Here is a 15826-nt window from a genome sequence, read left to right on the forward strand (position 1 = left end):
TGGTAGCTTTGACACCTAGGCGCGCGCGAAGCCGTGCGGACCTATTCAGCGGAAGCGGATCACAGATGGAACCAGTTAGGCGGAACCGATGAGCGGACGGCACACCGGCAGGACAAACGGGGGGCTGCGCCTTTCCGCGCTGCCCAAGACCCTGAAACTGATCTTCAAGCTGGCACCCCGGCAGCTGAACGACGAAATTGCCTTCGCCAAGGCCGAACTTAAGCGCAAGGGCGTCCAGTTCGGCGTCGCAGCGGCGTTCCTGGCTGTGGCCCTGATTTTCGTCGTCTTCCTGGTCATCGGCCTGATCGTCGCCGCCATCATGGGCCTGGCCACCATCATGCCGGCCTGGCTTGCGGCCCTGCTGGTCTGCGCCGCGTTCCTGGTGATTGCGCTGATCGTCGGCCTGATCGGCTACGGCCGGCTGAAGAAGGCCATGCCGCTGCTGCCGGAAGAGACCATCCGCGGCCTGAAGCACGACCTCGGCATCGCCAAGGAAGGTTCCTCGTTCGACCCCGCCGTGCTCGACCCCGCATCCCCGCAGGCGAAGGCCGCGAAGGCCGCGAAGGCGGCCAAGGACGAAGCCGCGGCCAAGGCCAAAGCCGAGAAGGCGGCCAAGAAGGCAGCGGAAACGCCCGACCTCGGCCCGGCCCCGACCGAGGCCGAACTCCGGCGCCGGCTCAACCAGCGCCGTGAGCACCTCACCGGTGTCCGCGATGACCTCGGACAGGAACTCGACGTCAAGACCCAGGCCCAGGCCCTGCTGGCCGCCACCGGGCAGCGGCTGGCCGAAGGCAAGGAGGCGGCGGACGCCGGTTTCCGCAGCCGTTCCGCCGCCGCCGGCTCCGCTGACCGTTCCGGAACCGCCAAAGGATCCGCCGCCGCGTCCGAGCTCGGCAAGCGCTGGAAGCCGCTGACCGCCCTGGCCGCCTCGGCCGCCGCCTTCGTGTTCCTGCTGCGCCGCCTGCTCCAAGGCTAGGTCCGCCCTGGACACCGACACCCACTCGTTGCCGGCTGAGGAAAGGGGGAGCGAATGAAGTTCATCGGCGCCGGAGCACGCCCCGGCCAGCCCCAAGTCCACTCCGACGTGGTCTTCACCGTGCCCAACCTCCTGACAGTCGTCCGGTTCCTGGGTGTCCCGCTTTTCATCTGGCTGGTCCTTGCCAAGCAGGAATACGGCACCGCCGCCCTGGTCCTGGCCATCATGGGCAGCACCGACTGGGTCGACGGCTACATCGCCCGCCGCTTCAACCAGCTCTCCAACCTGGGCCGGATCATGGATCCGGTCGCGGACCGGCTGTCCCTGATCGCCGTCGCGGTCACCCTCGTCATCGCCGGCGTCGTCGAATGGTGGTACCTGACCGCGCTGCTGGTACCTGACCTGGTGCTGCTGTGCCTGTCGCTGTACTACTTCCACAGCCACCCCGACCTGCCCGTCAGCCGGGTCGGCAAGATCCGCACGGCGCTGCTGCTGGTGGGTACTCCGCTGCTGGTGCTCTCCAAACTCCCCGTGGCGGGGACCGAGGTCTATTTCATCGCGGCCTGGCTCTTCCTGGGGCTCGGCCTCATCGGCCACTGGATCGCGGCCTACAACTACTTCTGGGCCATCATCCGCAAGGGCCGCGAGCACCGGGCCGGCCGCGCGGCCGCCGGCGCCACAGGCACAGGGGCCAACGACGACGACGGCGGTCCCCGCTGATGGTTTGGCTGGCAGTAGTTCTGGCGGTGCTCGGCGCCTTCTTCCTGGCGTTCGGCGCCCAGCGCCAGGGCAGCGCGGTCAAAGCGGACACGGGAGGCCTGGCCCTGAGTTCGCACGGGCTGCTCCGGCTGATCCGCAATCCGCGCTGGGTCCTGGGCCTTCTGCTGCTCGCCGCCGGTACCGCGATGAACGCCGTCGCCCTGGTCTCCGCTCCGCTGACCGTCGTGCAGCCGATCGGCGCGATCGCCCTGGTCATCACCACGATCATCAACGCCAAGGACCAGGGGCTGAGCATGAACCGGGCGACCGTGGTGGCCATTAGCGCCTGCGTCACCGGCTCGGCCCTGTTCGTGATCCTCGCCGTCAACGTCACGCAGGAGAACCACCACGTCAGCGCCGAGGACGAGCTCACGATCGTGCTCCTGCTGGCCCTGGCGGTAAGCCTCTTCGGCTCCCTGGCGCTGCTCTTCAAACACCGGATGAGCGCCTTCATCTACATCCTGGGAGCCGGCGTGCTCTTCGGCTTCGTGGCCGTCCTGACCCGCATCATCGGCAAGCACCTGCTCGATCCGAACGGCCAGTTCCTGCTCAACGTCCAGTGGTACACGCTCGTCGCGATCGCCGCGGCCGGCGGCCTCGGCTCCTGGTTCGTGCAGAGCGCCTACTCCGGGGGACCGCCCGACCTGGTGATCGCGGGACTGACGGTCATCGACCCGATCATCGGCATCGCGATCGGCATTCTGATCCTGGGCGAGCTGCGCCCCGACGTCCACGCCGTGACGGCGATTGCCATGGGCGCGGCCGGTTCGCTTGCTATCGTGGGAGTGATCGCCCTATCCAGGCACCACCCCGAGGTCACCAAGCGCAAGAAGGACGCGCGGAAGGCCGCTGGGCGGTTGTCGTAGGGCGGAGCCAGACTTCCGGCGCAGGCCAGGCGCCTGCACCGACGGCCAGCCGGCCACCATCAGCCCGCTGCCCGCACCGTGACCACCAGGAGCCATCCCCGTGACCATGCCCCAGAACGACAAACCCCTGACCATCCTGATCGCGGCGGACACTTACCCGCCGGATGTCAACGGTGCCGCCCAGTTCGGCTACCGCCTGGCCAAGGGGATGACCGGGCGCGGACACGACGTCCACGTCCTGGCCTGCCGTCCGAGCAAGGGCAAGAGCTTCAGCGAGTTCCGCGACGAGGCCACCGTCCACCGCCTCCGCTCGCACTCGGTGCCCACCCACGAGTACTTCCGGATCACCTTCCCCTGGGAGATCAAAAAAGAGATCGGCCTCCTGTTCGACCGGATCCAGCCCGACGTCGTGCACATCCAGAGCCACTACATGATCGGCGAGCACGTCCTGTACGAGGCGGTGAAGCGCGGCATCCGGATCGTCGCCACCAACCACTTCATGCCCGAAAACCTCAACCCGTTCCTGCCGTTCCCGCAGTGGTTCAAGGACATCGTCGGCCGGGTGTCATGGCGTGACATGGGCAAGGTCATGGGCCAGGCCGACGTCGTCACCACCCCCACGCCGCTGGCCGCCAAGGCGATGCACGAGCACGCGTTCCTGCGCAAGGTCCTGCCCCTGTCCAACGGCATCGACTCGGCAGCCTACGAACCGAAACCCGGCGAGGAGGTCGAGCGCCATGCCAGCCCCACGGTGCTGTTCGTCGGCCGGCTCGCCGAGGAGAAGCACATCGACGTGCTGATCGACGCCGTATCCCGGACGCCGGCCGCGCTGGACGTGCACCTGGAAATCGTCGGCGGGGGAGAAGTGCGTCCCTCGCTCGAGGCGCAGGTCGAACGCCTCGGCCTGCAGGACCGCGTCAAGTTCCTTGGCCTGGCCAGCGACGAGGAACTGCGCCGGGCGTACCTTGGCGCGGACCTGTTCTGCATGCCCGGCACGGCCGAACTTCAGTCCCTCGTGACGCTGGAAGCGATGTCCGCTTCGACCCCGGTGGTGCTGGCCGACGCCATGGCGCTGCCGCACCTGGTGCGCGACGGCGAGAACGGCTTCCTGTTCACTCCGAACGACAGCGCGGACCTGGCGGAGAAGATCGCCCGAGTGCTCTCGCTCCCGGCGGACGAGCGGGCAGCGATGGGCAAGGCGAGCCGCAGCATGGTGGAAAGCCACGGCATCGAACGGACGCTGCAGACCTTCGAGGACATCTACCGCGGCGCCAGCTACGACGACCTCGTCGTCTAGGGCCCTCGGGCCGGGCGCCACCGGAAGGGCGCGGGCGAGTACTATTGCTAGAGTGTGTTTTTGCCCGGGACGCGCCGGCCGGTCCCGGCCGGCCGCCCGGGCCATGGGGCTATAGCTCAGCTGGTTAGAGCGCGGGACTCATAATCCTAAGGTCCTCGGTTCAAGTCCGAGTAGCCCTACTCCACCGCGGAATTTCCTGGACAGCCGCCGTCCGAAGGGGCCGCAGCAGGCGTCGATACGCCGGCTGCGGCCCCTTTTGCGTGTCCGGGACCGCGTGGCCGCCATCACTTGCCACCGCCCCGGCACTGCGATATGTTACTGACGAGTAACATCTTTGCGGTGCGACGTCCCGCACCCTTTTGGTCGCTGCTGATCACGAGTGAAGGAACACCATGCCCAAGGCTGACACCGACATCAACAACCTGCCCTACGCCGACGGCGACTTCTTCGCCTTCGAGCAGCTGCTCAGCGCCAAGGAGCGGGACCGGCTCGCCGAGGTCCGCGAGTTCCTCGCCCGCGAGGTCAAGCCGATCGCCGTCGACTGCTGGAACCGCGGCGAGTTCCCGATGGACCTGATCCCGAAGCTGGCCGAAATCGATCTGGTCAGCCCGGTCAAGCGGCAGGGCTACTCGAACCTCTTCGCGGGAATCCTGCACGCCGAGGCCACCCGCGCCGACACCTCGATCGCGACCTTCATGGGCGTGCACGACGGACTGTTCACCGGCTCGATCGAAGCGCTCGCGTCGCAGGAGCAACAGGACGCCTGGCTGCCGGACATTTACTCCCTGAAGAAGATCGGCGCCTTCGGCCTGACCGAACCGCTCGGCGGCTCAGACGTTGCCGGCGGCACCCGCACCACGGCCCGGCGCGACGGGGACAACTGGATCCTCAACGGCGCCAAGCGCTGGATCGGCAACGCCACGTTCTCCGACTGGGTAGTCATCTACGCCCGCGACGTCGCCGACAACCAGGTCAAAGGCTTCCTGGTGGACACGAAGACGGAGGGCTACAGCGCCGCCAAGATCGAGAACAAAATCTCGCTGCGCACCGTGCAGAACGCGGACATCACCCTTGAGAACGTCGTCGTGCCGGACTTCTTCAAGCTCGCGAACGCCAACAGCTTCCGCGACACCAACAAGGTTCTCAAGGTCACCCGGCTGGCCGTCGCCTGGCAGGCGGTGGGGCAGCAGCTCGCCGCGTTCGACGTCGCCCGGCGCTACGCCGTCGAGCGCAGCCAGTTCGGCCGCCCGATCGCCTCGTTCCAGCTGGTCCAGCACCAGCTCGTCCAGATGCTCGGCAACGCCGTCAGCTCGATGGGCATGATGGTGCGGCTTTCCCAGCTTGAGGATGCCGGCGAGGCCAAGGACGAGCAGTCCGCGCTGGCCAAGGCGTTCACCACCGCACGGATGCGCGAGAGCGTCGCCATTGGCCGCAGCCTGCTCGGCGGGAACGGCATCGTCACGGACTACGAGATGGCCAAGGTCTTCTCCGACGCCGAAGCGATCTACTCCTACGAGGGCACCCACGAAATCAACACCCTGGTCACCGGCCGGGCCATCACCGGAATCTCGGCGATCGTCTAGGCGGACCCCGTCCCGGCGGCCGGCCGGATCCCGGCGCAGTCCCGCGGCCCTTCATCCTGGACCACCCCTTCCCGACCCGGGACGCAACGGTGGAAGCAGAACGGAGGGCCGCAGGTCTATCAGAAACCCCAGCGGATTGACGTAGTCCCTGCCCCGGCGGACGCCCCAGTGAAGGCACGGCGCCCGGCCGCAGTGCCCCGGGAGCACCCGACCCAGCACCGCACCCCGGGCTACGGCGGCGCCCGTCCGCAAGGTGCTGGCCACCGGCTCAAAACTGCTCCGCAGGCCGTTGCCATGGTCGATGGTGATCACCGGCCGGTCGACGACGACGCCGGCGAAGCTGACGGTCCCTGCCGCCGGCGCAGTCACCGGAACCCCAGCGGACGCGGCCGCCAGGTCCACCCCGCGGTGGCCGCTCAGCCAGGGCCGGGCCGGCGGATCGAAGGCGCGCAGCACCCTCGGCCTGGGGGAGAGCGGCCAACCCCACCGGCCGCCGTCGCGCGCCGGTGATGCCAGCCTCGCCTGCGTCTCCCGCCCGCCGGCGCCCGGCGGACCCGGCGCCCCGGCAGCGCCGGACGCGGGAGCCGCGCAAACCATCGCGGCCGTGATGACGGGAACCACTATGCGGAGCGCTGCACGAAAGCCTGCGCGGGCGGCACGAATAGCGGTACGAACGGCAGCCGAAACCGCAGCATCAAAGGTGGCGTGCACAGTGGCCCGAAGGGCGGCACCAGGCGGCGCGAGGGACATCATGCATCCACCCTGCGAGCGGCGTGCGGCGCGGGGAAGGCACCGGTCCGGCTATGTGGACAACGCACCGCCCGGGGCCGGCCCCGGTCCGGCCATGTGGACAACGCACCGCCCGGGGCCGGCCCCGGTCCGGCCATGTGGACAACGCACCGCCCGGGGCCGGCCCCCGGCATGGAGAAGACGGCCCCCAGGCCACCCCTGGGGCTCCAACAATCCGGTCACCGGCGCGGGTCTGCTGTAGTACACTTGGTGGAGCAGTTTGCTGTGCCCTCACGCCCAAAACCTGTCCCTGCCCCTGGCCGGACCAGGCCAGCGGGCAGCACGTCTCATTCAGGAGTGCGGGAGCAGCGGCTGACTACGCGTATCCAGCCCTCCCTGTCCGAAGCCCGGCTTCCGGGCGCGGAGGACTGCGCCCCTTTCGGTCCGGCCCACCAGCCGGTGGAGGAGCGCAGTGGATGCCAGGAGGAACGCCCGCCTTGGGTGTTGCTAAACAACCGTCAACTATTGGCAGGGTAAGAGAGCCCACGGCTTTCTCATGAATGACCTGCCGGAAGGAGCGTCGGCATGCCCGTCGTAACCATGCGCCAGCTGCTTGACAGCGGCGTCCACTTTGGACACCAGACCCGTCGTTGGAACCCGAAGATGAAGCGTTTCATCTTCACGGAGCGCAACGGCATCTACATCATTGACCTGCAGCAGTCGCTGTCCTACATCGACCGTGCCTACGAGTTCGTGAAGGCCACCGTTGCACACGGCGGCACCGTCCTCTTCGTCGGCACCAAGAAGCAGGCGCAGGAAGCCATCGCCGAGCAGGCCACCCGCGTCGGCCAGCCCTACGTCAACCAGCGTTGGCTCGGCGGTATGCTGACCAACTTCCAGACGGTTTCCAAGCGCATCCAGCGCATGAAGGAACTCGAAGAGATCGACTTCGACGACGTCGCCGGTTCCGCTTACACCAAGAAGGAACTGCTGCTCCTGCGTCGCGAGCTGACCAAGCTGGAGACCAACCTCGGCGGTATCCGCAACCTGACCAAGGCGCCTTCGCTCCTCTGGGTTGTCGACACCAAGAAGGAACACCTCGCCGTTGACGAGGCCAAGAAGCTGAACATCCCGGTTGTTGCCATCCTGGACACCAACTGCGATCCGGACGAAGTCGACTTCCCGATCCCGGGCAACGACGACGCCATCCGCTCCGTCAACCTGCTGACCCGCGTTGTCGCCGACGCCGTGGCTGAGGGCCTGATCGCCCGCAACCAGCGCGCCACCGGCACCACGGAAGCTCCGGAAGAGCCGCTGGCCGAGTGGGAGCGCGAACTCCTCGAGGGCAGCAAGGCTGAAGCCGCCGCCGAAGCTCCGGCTGCCGAGGCTGCTCCGGCCGCCGAAGCCGCTCCGGCTGAGGACGCTGCTCCGGCCGCCGACGAAGCCAAGTAGTCAGACAAATAAATCTGGATTTCCCCGGGCGCTGCATGCAGCGCCAGGGGTACCGACAGGATGGTTGCCCGCTTTGGCGGGCGACCGTCCTGTCGGTCCGTACACCACACAATTTCTAGACAGAGGGGTTCACATGGCGAACTACACTGCTGCTGATATCAAGGCTCTGCGTGAGCGCACCGGCGCCGGCATGATGGATGTCAAGAAGGCTCTCGACGAAGCCAACGGTGACGCCGAGAAGGCCATCGAAATCATCCGCATCAAGGGCCTCAAGGGCGCTACCAAGCGTGAAGGCCGCTCCACCGCGGAAGGCCTGGTTGCTGCCAAGGTCGACGGCGGCGTCGGCGTGATGATCGAGGTCAACTGCGAGACCGACTTCGTCGCCAAGGCTGACAAGTTCATCCAGCTCGCCGACAAGGTGCTGGCCGTTGCTGTTGAGTCCGGCGCTGCCGACCTCGACACCCTGCTGGCCACCGACGTTGACGGCAAGCCGCTGTCCGAGGTCGTCATCGAAGAGGGCGCCGTGCTGGGCGAGAAAGTTGTCGTCCGCCGCATTGCCCGCATCGAGGCCCCGACGGTCGACGCGTACCTGCACAAGACCTCCAAGGACCTCCCGGCCCAGGTCGGCGTGCTGTTCGCCGTCGACGGTGAAGGCGAAGCCGCTACCACCGCCGCCCACGACGTCGCCGTGCACATCGCCGCGATGGCCCCGAACTACCTGACCCGCGAGGACGTCCCGTCCGAGCTGGTCGAGTCCGAGCGCCGCATCGCCGAGGAAACCGCCAAGGCCGAGGGCAAGCCCGAAGCTGCGATGACCAAGATCGTCGAAGGCCGCGTCACCGGCTTCTACAAGGGCGAGGTCCTCGTCGACCAGGCATTCGCGAAGGATGCCAAGAAGTCCGTCGCGCAGGTCCTCGAAGAGGCCGGAGTCAAGGCAACCGCTTTCACGCGCTTCCGCGTCGGTTCCTAACTAAGTCACGCGAAGGGGGTGGTCACTGCGGTGGCCACCCCTTTCGCATGCATCCGGCCCGTCGGCCGAATGCGGCCTTTGGTCCACGGCACGATAATCTTTTCAAAGCTCACCAACGGGAAGGCACCATGGATACCGTCAACAACTCCGCCCAGCCAACAAAGACCCGGCGCCGCGTGCTCCTGAAGCTCTCCGGCGAGGTCTTCGGCGGCGGGAAACTGGGCGTTGACCCGGATACCGTCCGCGGCGTGGCCAAGCAGATCGCCGCCGCCGTTCCCGACGTCGAAGTCGCCATCGTGGTCGGCGGCGGAAACTTCTTCCGCGGCGCCGAACTTTCCCAAAGCGGCATGGACCGCTCCCGCGCCGACTACATGGGCATGCTCGGCACCGTGATGAACTGCCTGGCCCTTCAGGACTTCCTGGAGCAGGCCGGTGTGGAAACCCGCGTCCAGAGCGCCATCACCATGGGCCAGGTGGCCGAGGCCTACATTCCGCGCCGCGCCATCCGCCACATGGAGAAGGGCCGCGTCGTGATCTTCGGCGCCGGCGCCGGCCTGCCGTACTTCTCGACCGACACCGTCGCCGCGCAGCGCGCCATGGAGGTGCACGCCGACGTCGTCCTCATGGCCAAGAGCGGGGTCGACGGCGTCTACACCGCGGACCCGAAGAAGGACCCCACCGCCGAGAAGCTGCACACCCTCAGCTACGACGAGGCCCTCCGCCGCGACATCCGGGTCATGGACCAGACCGCGATGACCATGTGCAAGGACAACAACCTCACCATGGTCGTCTTCGGCATGGAAGGCGAGGGCAATGTCACCCGCGCCATCCGCGGCGAGGAACTGGGCACCGTAGTCACCCCCTAGCTCCGGCTAGGATGTTTTTTAGGACAGATCCGCTCCCCGGGCAATGGGGTGCGCACAAATTCTGAGGAGTGAACGTGATCGAAGAAACCTTGCTCGAAGCCGGGGACAAGATGGACAAGGCCGTTGAGGTAGCCAAGGAAGATTTCGCCTCGATCCGCACCGGCCGCGCCACCCCGGGCCTGTACAACAAGGTCATGGTGGACTACTACGGTTCGCCCACCCCGCTGCAGCAGCTGGCCTCCTTCGCTGTTCCGGACGCACGCACCATCCTGATCACGCCCTTCGACAAGACCGCGCTGCGGGACATCGAACGTGCGCTCAGCGACTCCGAGGTCGGGGCCAACCCGTCCAACGACGGCAACGTCATCCGGATCACCATCCCGGAGCTGACGAAGGAACGCCGCAAGGAATACGTCAAGATCGTCAAGTCCAAGGGCGAGGACGCCAAGGTGTCCATCCGCAACATCCGCCGCAAGGCCAAGGAGACCCTGGACCGCCTGGTCAAGGACGGCGAAGCCGGCGAGGACGAAGGCGCCCGCGGCGAGAAGGAACTGGACGCCCTGACCAAGGCGCACGTCGACGGCATCGACGAGCTGCTCAAGCGCAAGGAAGCTGAGCTGCTCGAGGTCTGATGGTGGCCGACGAACGGGTGCCCGGACCCAGCGTCCGGGCACGGGGGAAAGAACGGCGCAACCCGACGCCGAAGGCCGGCAGGAACCTCCCTGCGGCGACGGCGGTCGGGCTCGCCATGCTCTTTGCCGTGCTCGGCGGGCTGCTGTTCCTTCCTCTGGCGTTCGTCCTGACCGTCACGGCCTTTGCCGTGTTCGGTGTGTGGGAGGTGTTCCGGGCGCTGGAGGCCTCCGGCACCCGCCTGCCAATCGTGCCGGCCATGACCGGCACGGTCGCCATGCCCCTGGCGGCCTACTTCGGCGGTCCGGAGAGCCTGCTGTTCGCGCTGCTGGTCAGCAGCGTTGCTGTGCTGCTCTGGCGCTCCCTGGAGGGGGCAGCAGGGTCGGCGCGCAGCATCTTCGCCGGCGTGTTCACCCTGGCCTGGGTCCCCTTCCTGATCAGCTTTGCCGTGCTGCCGCTGCACGCCTCCGGCGGCGTCACCCCGATCGGCCTCTGGCCCGGCGGGGTGGTGCCCATCGGGGCGTGGCAGATCGGCACGCTCCTGCTGCTCGTGGTCTCCAATGACACCTTTGGCTACCTCGTCGGTGCCTCGCTCGGCAAGCATCCCATGGCCCCGAAAATCAGCCCGAAGAAATCCTGGGAGGGATTCGGTGGGTCGATCGCCGGCGCCGTCCTGGTGGGCGTCCTGGCCAGCATCTACGTGCTGGGGGAGCCGTGGTGGTTCGGCGCCGCCCTGGCGGTGGGCATGGTGGCGGCCGCCACCGCAGGCGACCTGGCCGAGTCCATGGTCAAGCGCGAACTAGGGATCAAGGACATGGGCAACAGCCTGCCGGGCCACGGCGGCGTGATGGACCGGCTGGACTCCATCGTTTTCGCCTCACCGGTGGCCTTCATGATTTTCTCCGCCGGTGCCGGCGGCTAAGGCGACGCCCCGCCACCTCCCGGTGCCTAGAATGGTGCCGGTAAACCAGCCCGTACCCGGCGCGTGCCGCGCCGGACGGCATCGAAGGAAACAAAGAAACAGTGGACATTCAACGGCAGATCCCCGCCTCTTTTGACCGCGTGCAGCGGAACCAGTACGGCTACAACGCCAAGCAGGTGGACCAGTTCCTGCAGCGCGCACGGGTGTCATTCGAAACGCCGCACGCCGCCTCACGCTCGGTCAAGAGCGCCGACGTCCGCGCAGTGTCCTTTGACCCGGTCAAGGGCGGCTACTCGGCGGCGGGCGTCGACGCCGCACTGGACCGACTGGAGGATGCCCTGGCCCGCCGCGAACGGGACGAACTCGTCGAGGAACGCGGCGAGGAAGCCTGGCTGCGCGAGATCGGCCGCCTCGCCGGCCTGCTCCGCGGCCGGTTGCACCGCCCGGACGGAGAGCGCTTCCGGCGCCCCGCCAAGGCAAAGGCGCGCAGCTACAACACCGCCGACGTCGACGACCTCTGCCACGACCTGATCGGTTACCTCGAGGAAGACCAGCCCTTGAGCGTGGACAACGTCCGCCGCGCCGTCTTCCGCCCGGCCGTCGGCCGCGAGGGATACGAGGAAAACCAGGTCGACGCCTTCCTGGACCGCGTCGTCGAACTGATGGCCGCGATCGACTAAGCCGCCGGCACCCCGACGTCCTTCAACACCGGGCCCACCCTCCCGGCCGGCGGGCCGGGGGCTTGCCGGGCCGGTTGGGTCAGCGCTCGGTCGCGAGCGGCCGCTCCGGGGTGTGCAGCCTCGTCATCAGCCGGGTGATCGTCCGCGGCACCCGGCCACGGGTGGCCCGCGACACCGCAACCATCACCGCGAAGGCCGCCGGCACCGTCCAGGCGGCCGGCTGGGCCAGCCAGGGCGGGGTCCCGGCGCCGCCAAGGACGGCGCCGGCCAGCATCGAGCCGCCGCAGAGCACCGCCCCGGTCAGCATCCCGGCGATGGCGCCGGCGTCGGTGAGGCCCCGCCACCAGATGCCCAGCAGCAGCACCGGGCAGATCGTCGAGGCCGTGAAGGCAAAGACCAGGCCCACGCTCCCGGCCAGGGCGGTGGAGTCGGTCATGCTCGCAATGCCCAGCGGCACCACCGCGGAGATGACGGCGGCGAGCCTGAACCCGCGGACACTGCCGCCGAGCACGTCCTGGCTGATGACCCCGGCCAGCGACACCACCAGGCCCGAGGTGGTGGACAGGAACGCGGCGAAGGCGCCCGCCACGACCAGGGCGGACAGCATGTCCCCGGCGGGCCCGCCGACCAGCCGGCCCGGAAGGAGCAGCACCAGGGCGTCGGCCTGGCCGCTCTTGGCCAGTCCCGGCGCGAAGACGCGCCCGATCAGCCCGTACGCCGTCGGGAACAGATAGAAGACGGACAGCAGCCCCAGCACGATCAGCGTGGTCCGCCGGGCCGACTGGCCGTCCGGGTTGGTGTAGAACCGGACCAGCACGTGCGGCAGGCCGAGCGTGCCGAACAGCAGGGCCACCAGCAGCGAGATGTTCTGGTACGGCCCGGCAGGCGCCAGGGCCGTCGGATTGACGGCCGCCCCGGCAGCGGCGGGCGCGCCGGCGCCCGCGAGCGAAAACAGGATGAACAACGCAGGTACGGCCAGCGCCGTCAGTTTCAGCCAGTACTGGAACGCCTGGACGAAGGTGATGGACCGCATCCCGCCGGACACCACGGTCACGCAGACGACGGCGACCACGGCCGCCTGTCCCACCCAGGCCGGCAGGCCGGTGGTGATCCGGATCGCCAGCGCCGCGCCGTGGAGCTGCGGGACGATGTAGAGCCACCCGACCACGACCACTACGAAGCTCGTCACCCGGCGGACCGCCCGCGAGTCCAGCCGGGCCTCGGTGAAATCCGGGATGGTGTACGCGCCGGAGCGCCGCAGCGGGGCGGCAACGAACAACAGCAGCATCAGGTATCCGGCGGTGTAGCCGACCGGAAACCACAACGCGTCGGTGCCCGAGAGCAGGATGAGGCCGGCGACGCCGAGGAAACTCGCGGCGGAAAGGTATTCGCCGCCGATGGCCGAGGCGTTCCACCACGGGCGCACCGTGCGGGAGGCGACGTAGAAGTCGCCGGTGGTCCGCGAAATCCGCAGGCCGTAAAAACCGATTACGGCGGTGGCCAGCGAGACAGCAACGAAGGCGGCGACGCCGACGACGGGATTCACGCCCCGCTCACCGGTCCCCGGCCAGGTCCCGGTAGCGGGACTCGTTCCGCGCCGCCGTCCGCACGTACAGCCACGCGCTGAGCCCGATCACCGGGTAAATGCCGGCGCCCAGCAACACCCAATCGAAGGGCAGCCCGGCGATCCGCAGCTCGGCCAGCCCCGGCACCACCCCCAGCAACAGCGCGAAGGCCAGCAGAATCAGCAGGAACCCCGCGGCCACGACGATCCCGAGACGCAGCTGGGAGCGGATCAGGGCCTGGACGAACACCTGCCCGGCGTCGGATTCCTCGGCGGCCTCACGCGCGTCGACGGCCGTGCGCAGCCCGGCGCCGCTGCCCGCGGCAGCCCCGCCTGCGGCAGCCCCGCCTGCGGGAACGCTGCCGGCCGGGGGATGTCCGGTGACCCCGGCTGCCTGGGCCCCTCCTGCGGGGCGGCCGCGCGGGGCCGTGACGCGGACGCGGGTCATGCCTGCGGCCGGATCCGGGTGGCGCCGAGTTTCTCCCGGACCGGAGGCAGGTGCCGCCGGCTGATCGGCAGTTCGGCCCCGGCGACGGTGACGCTGGGACGGGCCGCGGCCAGTTTGAGGTGGCCCACGTGGTTCAGGGCGATCAGGTACGACCGGTGGATCCGCAGGAAACCGGCGTCGGCCCACTGCTGTTCGAGGTCCGCCAGGGGCACCCGGATCAGGTAGCTCGCATCCGCCGTGTGCAGGCGGGCGTAGTCGCCCTGAGCCTGGACGTAGGTGACGTCATCCCGCCGGATCATCTTGGTGGTTCCGCCCAGGTCCACAGTGATCATCTCCGGCGCCGGCGCGCCCTCCCGGATCAGCTCGCTGATCCGGCCGATCGATCTGGCCAGCCGCTCCGCGCGGACCGGCTTGAGCAGGTAGTCAACGGCGGCCAGTTCGAAGGCCTCCAGGGCGCAGTCCTCGTCGGCCGTGACGAAGACGACGGCGGGCGGCTTCGGGCTGCGGGAAATGACCCGGGCGATGTCCAGCCCGGAGAGGGCCGGCATGTGGATGTCGAGGAAGACCGCGTCGATGTCCTCCGCTTCGAGCGTACGCAGCGCCTCGGCGCCGGAGGACGCGCGGTGGATGGCCCCGATCCGCTCATCCCGGCCGAGCAGGAAGGCCAGCTCTTCGACAGCGGGCAGCTCGTCATCGGCGACGAGGACGTTAATCATGGTTCTAGGGTACTGCCGGGTAGGGGCGGGGCCGCTCAGGCGTCGTGCATCGGCTGGGACTTGGGCACCCGCAGGGTGATCAGCGTGCCCTCGCCGGGGGCCGTCTCGATGACCAGGCCGTTGTCCTCGCCGTAGACCTGCCGCAGCCGGGCATCCACGTTCCGCAGGCCGACGTGGTCGCCGTCGCCGTGTCCGGCCAGCATGGCCCGCAGTTTCTCCGGATCCATGCCGACGCCGTCGTCCTCGATCGTGACCTCGGCGAAGGCCCCGGAGTCGTTGGCGGTAATCGTGATGTGCCCCGGGCCTTCCTTGGCCTCGAGGCCGTGCCGGACCGCGTTTTCCACCAGCGGCTGCAGGCTCAGGAACGGGATCACCGTGCTGAGTACCTCGGGCGCGATCCGCAGGCTCACCTGCACCCGGTCGCCGAACCGGGCCCGCTCCAGCAGCAGGTAGCGGTCGATGCAGCGCAGCTCCTCAGCCAGGGTCGTGAAGTCCCCGTGCCGGCGGAACGAATAGCGGGTGAAATCGGCGAACTCGACCACCAGTTCCCGCGCGCGGACCGGGTCGGTGTTGATGAAGGAAGCAATCGCGTTCAGCGAGTTGTAGATGAAGTGCGGGCTGATCTGGGCCCGGAGTGCCCGGACTTCGGCCTCCATCAGCAGGGTCCGGGAGGCGTCCAGCTCGGCCAGCTCCACCTGCGTCGCCACCCAGTCGGCCACCTCGCTGGTCGCGCGCACCAGCCCGGACCCGGCGGCCGGGGCAAACGCCGCCACCACCCCCACCACCCGGGTTCCGGCCTTGATCGGGGCGATCACAACGGCGCGCTCCGCCCCGGGGGCGGTCGGTGCCGCCTTTCCATTGGCGAGCAGCTGCAGCTCGCCGGCCGGGATGACGGCGGTGTGGCCGCCCTCGAGCACCCGGGCGGCCAGGCCCATCAGGGCAGGCTTCAACTCCTCGGCCGAGCCGTCCCAGGCCAGCACCCCGGCGGTGTCGGTGATGGCCAGCGCGTCGCAGCCGAGCAGGCTGCGCAGCTGCCGGCTGGCCTTCGCGGCGCCGGCCGGGTTGAGGCCGGTGCGCAGGTACTGGCCCGCCCGCGAGGCGGCGTGCAGGGTCTTGTACGTCGCCCGTTCCGCGTCGGTGCCCAGCTCCCGGAAGGAACGCAGGACCTTGAGTCCGACAGCGACGACGACGGCGATCGCCAGGGCGATCACGGCGATCGCGGCGGCGGTGAAGAGGGGGGAGTCCGGCATGCTGCCAGCGTAGCGCCCGGACGCGGCGCGGCGCCGTTGGGCGCAGCAGGGCGACCGTTGAGCGACAGGAAACGCGGCGGTGCTGGAATGTAATGCACGTCACGGTGCACAGTGATTG

16 protein-coding genes and 1 tRNA gene are annotated in these 15826 nt (G+C 68.7%); 12 read left to right on the forward strand and 5 right to left on the reverse strand.

Going from position 1 to position 15826, the window contains the following annotated elements:
• The first annotated feature begins 88 nt into the window (after nt 1-88).
• The 6 genes from ASG71_RS14320 (at nt 89) to ASG71_RS14345 (ending at nt 5481) form a co-directional block, all read left to right on the forward strand.
• Complete coding sequence (locus tag ASG71_RS14320) at nt 89-976, forward strand: phage holin family protein (RefSeq protein WP_056740454.1); 888 nt, start codon at nt 89-91, stop codon at nt 974-976.
• A gap of 54 nt (nt 977-1030) precedes the next feature.
• Nucleotides 1031-1696 (forward strand): CDP-alcohol phosphatidyltransferase family protein, encoded by a 666-nt coding sequence (locus tag ASG71_RS14325; protein WP_082575192.1) that lies wholly within the window; start codon nt 1031-1033, stop codon nt 1694-1696.
• Complete coding sequence (locus ASG71_RS14330; protein WP_056740456.1) at nt 1696-2601, forward strand: DMT family transporter; 906 nt, start codon at nt 1696-1698, stop codon at nt 2599-2601. The genes ASG71_RS14325 and ASG71_RS14330 overlap by 1 nt, the downstream gene beginning before the upstream one ends.
• A 106-nt stretch (nt 2602-2707) precedes the next feature.
• Nucleotides 2708-3898 carry a glycosyltransferase gene (locus ASG71_RS14335; RefSeq protein WP_414826680.1) on the forward strand — a complete coding sequence of 397 codons (1191 nt, stop codon included), beginning with the start codon at nt 2708-2710 and terminating at the stop codon, nt 3896-3898.
• 105 nt (nt 3899-4003) lie between these two features.
• Nucleotides 4004-4077, forward strand: a tRNA-Ile gene (locus ASG71_RS14340).
• 213 nt (nt 4078-4290) lie between these two features.
• Entirely contained in the window at nt 4291-5481 is a 1191-nt protein-coding gene (locus tag ASG71_RS14345; protein ID WP_056740459.1) for an acyl-CoA dehydrogenase family protein, read from the forward strand.
• 51 nt (nt 5482-5532) lie between these two features.
• Here ASG71_RS14345 and ASG71_RS16460 read toward each other — a convergent pair whose 3' ends face one another.
• Nucleotides 5533-6078: a M23 family metallopeptidase gene (locus tag ASG71_RS16460; protein ID WP_082575230.1), complete on the reverse strand. Its 546-nt coding sequence runs from the start codon at nt 6076-6078 to the stop codon at nt 5533-5535.
• 717 nt (nt 6079-6795) lie between these two features.
• Here ASG71_RS16460 and rpsB point away from each other — a divergent pair.
• The 6 genes from rpsB to ASG71_RS14375 all read left to right on the forward strand — a co-directional run bounded on the left by rpsB (nt 6796) and on the right by ASG71_RS14375 (nt 11730).
• Entirely contained in the window at nt 6796-7662 is an 867-nt protein-coding gene (rpsB, locus tag ASG71_RS14350; RefSeq protein WP_056740461.1) for a 30S ribosomal protein S2, read from the forward strand.
• 133 nt (nt 7663-7795) lie between these two features.
• A complete protein-coding gene (gene tsf / locus ASG71_RS14355; protein ID WP_056740463.1) occupies nt 7796-8632 on the forward strand; it encodes a translation elongation factor Ts in 837 nt (278 codons plus the stop codon).
• 128 nt (nt 8633-8760) lie between these two features.
• The gene (pyrH, locus tag ASG71_RS14360) at nt 8761-9498 is read left to right on the forward strand and encodes a UMP kinase (protein ID WP_056740466.1); all 738 of its coding nucleotides are present in this window, start codon (nt 8761-8763) and stop codon (nt 9496-9498) included.
• A gap of 74 nt (nt 9499-9572) precedes the next feature.
• On the forward strand, nt 9573-10130 hold the full coding sequence (frr, locus tag ASG71_RS14365; protein WP_056740467.1) for a ribosome recycling factor: 558 nt from the start codon (nt 9573-9575) through the stop codon (nt 10128-10130).
• The gene (locus ASG71_RS14370; RefSeq protein WP_056740469.1) at nt 10130-11050 is read left to right on the forward strand and encodes a phosphatidate cytidylyltransferase; all 921 of its coding nucleotides are present in this window, start codon (nt 10130-10132) and stop codon (nt 11048-11050) included. Before frr ends, ASG71_RS14370 begins: the two co-directional genes overlap by 1 nt.
• Before the next feature lie 101 nt (nt 11051-11151).
• Entirely contained in the window at nt 11152-11730 is a 579-nt protein-coding gene (locus ASG71_RS14375; RefSeq protein WP_056740471.1) for a DivIVA domain-containing protein, read from the forward strand.
• Nucleotides 11731-11809: 79 nt separating this feature from the next.
• On the opposite strand, the gene ASG71_RS14380 is transcribed toward ASG71_RS14375, so the two are convergent.
• Genes ASG71_RS14380 through ASG71_RS14395 form a run of 4 tightly spaced genes read right to left on the reverse strand, consistent with a single transcriptional unit; the run spans nt 11810 to nt 15708 of the window.
• Nucleotides 11810-13276: a cation acetate symporter gene (locus ASG71_RS14380; protein ID WP_056740473.1), complete on the reverse strand. Its 1467-nt coding sequence runs from the start codon at nt 13274-13276 to the stop codon at nt 11810-11812.
• Nucleotides 13277-13283: 7 nt separating this feature from the next.
• Nucleotides 13284-13742, reverse strand: coding sequence for a hypothetical protein (locus ASG71_RS14385; RefSeq protein ID WP_414826678.1), 459 nt, complete (start codon nt 13740-13742; stop codon nt 13284-13286).
• On the reverse strand, nt 13739-14458 hold the full coding sequence (locus ASG71_RS14390; RefSeq protein WP_056740475.1) for a LytR/AlgR family response regulator transcription factor: 720 nt from the start codon (nt 14456-14458) through the stop codon (nt 13739-13741). Before ASG71_RS14390 ends, ASG71_RS14385 begins: the two co-directional genes overlap by 4 nt.
• A 35-nt stretch (nt 14459-14493) precedes the next feature.
• A complete protein-coding gene (locus tag ASG71_RS14395) occupies nt 14494-15708 on the reverse strand; it encodes a sensor histidine kinase (RefSeq protein WP_056740477.1) in 1215 nt (404 codons plus the stop codon).
• Nucleotides 15709-15826: the final 118 nt, after the last annotated feature.

It is taken from the genome of Arthrobacter sp. Soil763, assembly GCF_001428365.1.
GTDB lineage: Bacteria > Actinomycetota > Actinomycetes > Actinomycetales > Micrococcaceae > Arthrobacter.

Bases quoted from the DNA above. Each gene is read 5' to 3' on its own strand.
- ASG71_RS14325 (WP_082575192.1), top strand. From the start codon at position 1,031: ATGAAGTTCATCGGCGCCGGAGCACGCCCCGGCCAGCCCCAAGTCCAC.
- ASG71_RS14330 (WP_056740456.1), top strand. From the start codon at position 1,696: ATGGTTTGGCTGGCAGTAGTTCTGGCGGTGCTCGGCGCCTTCTTCCTG.
- ASG71_RS14385 (WP_414826678.1), bottom strand. From the start codon at position 13,742: ATGACCCGCGTCCGCGTCACGGCCCCGCGCGGCCGCCCCGCAGGAGGG.
- pyrH (WP_056740466.1), top strand. From the start codon at position 8,761: ATGGATACCGTCAACAACTCCGCCCAGCCAACAAAGACCCGGCGCCGC.
- ASG71_RS14345 (WP_056740459.1), top strand. From the start codon at position 4,291: ATGCCCAAGGCTGACACCGACATCAACAACCTGCCCTACGCCGACGGC.
- ASG71_RS14395 (WP_056740477.1), bottom strand. From the start codon at position 15,708: ATGCCGGACTCCCCCCTCTTCACCGCCGCCGCGATCGCCGTGATCGCC.
- ASG71_RS14370 (WP_056740469.1), top strand. From the start codon at position 10,130: ATGGTGGCCGACGAACGGGTGCCCGGACCCAGCGTCCGGGCACGGGGG.
- ASG71_RS16460 (WP_082575230.1), bottom strand. From the start codon at position 6,078: ATGGTTTGCGCGGCTCCCGCGTCCGGCGCTGCCGGGGCGCCGGGTCCG.
- rpsB (WP_056740461.1), top strand. From the start codon at position 6,796: ATGCCCGTCGTAACCATGCGCCAGCTGCTTGACAGCGGCGTCCACTTT.
- ASG71_RS14320 (WP_056740454.1), top strand. From the start codon at position 89: ATGAGCGGACGGCACACCGGCAGGACAAACGGGGGGCTGCGCCTTTCC.
- ASG71_RS14390 (WP_056740475.1), bottom strand. From the start codon at position 14,458: ATGATTAACGTCCTCGTCGCCGATGACGAGCTGCCCGCTGTCGAAGAG.
- ASG71_RS14335 (WP_414826680.1), top strand. From the start codon at position 2,708: ATGCCCCAGAACGACAAACCCCTGACCATCCTGATCGCGGCGGACACT.
- tsf (WP_056740463.1), top strand. From the start codon at position 7,796: ATGGCGAACTACACTGCTGCTGATATCAAGGCTCTGCGTGAGCGCACC.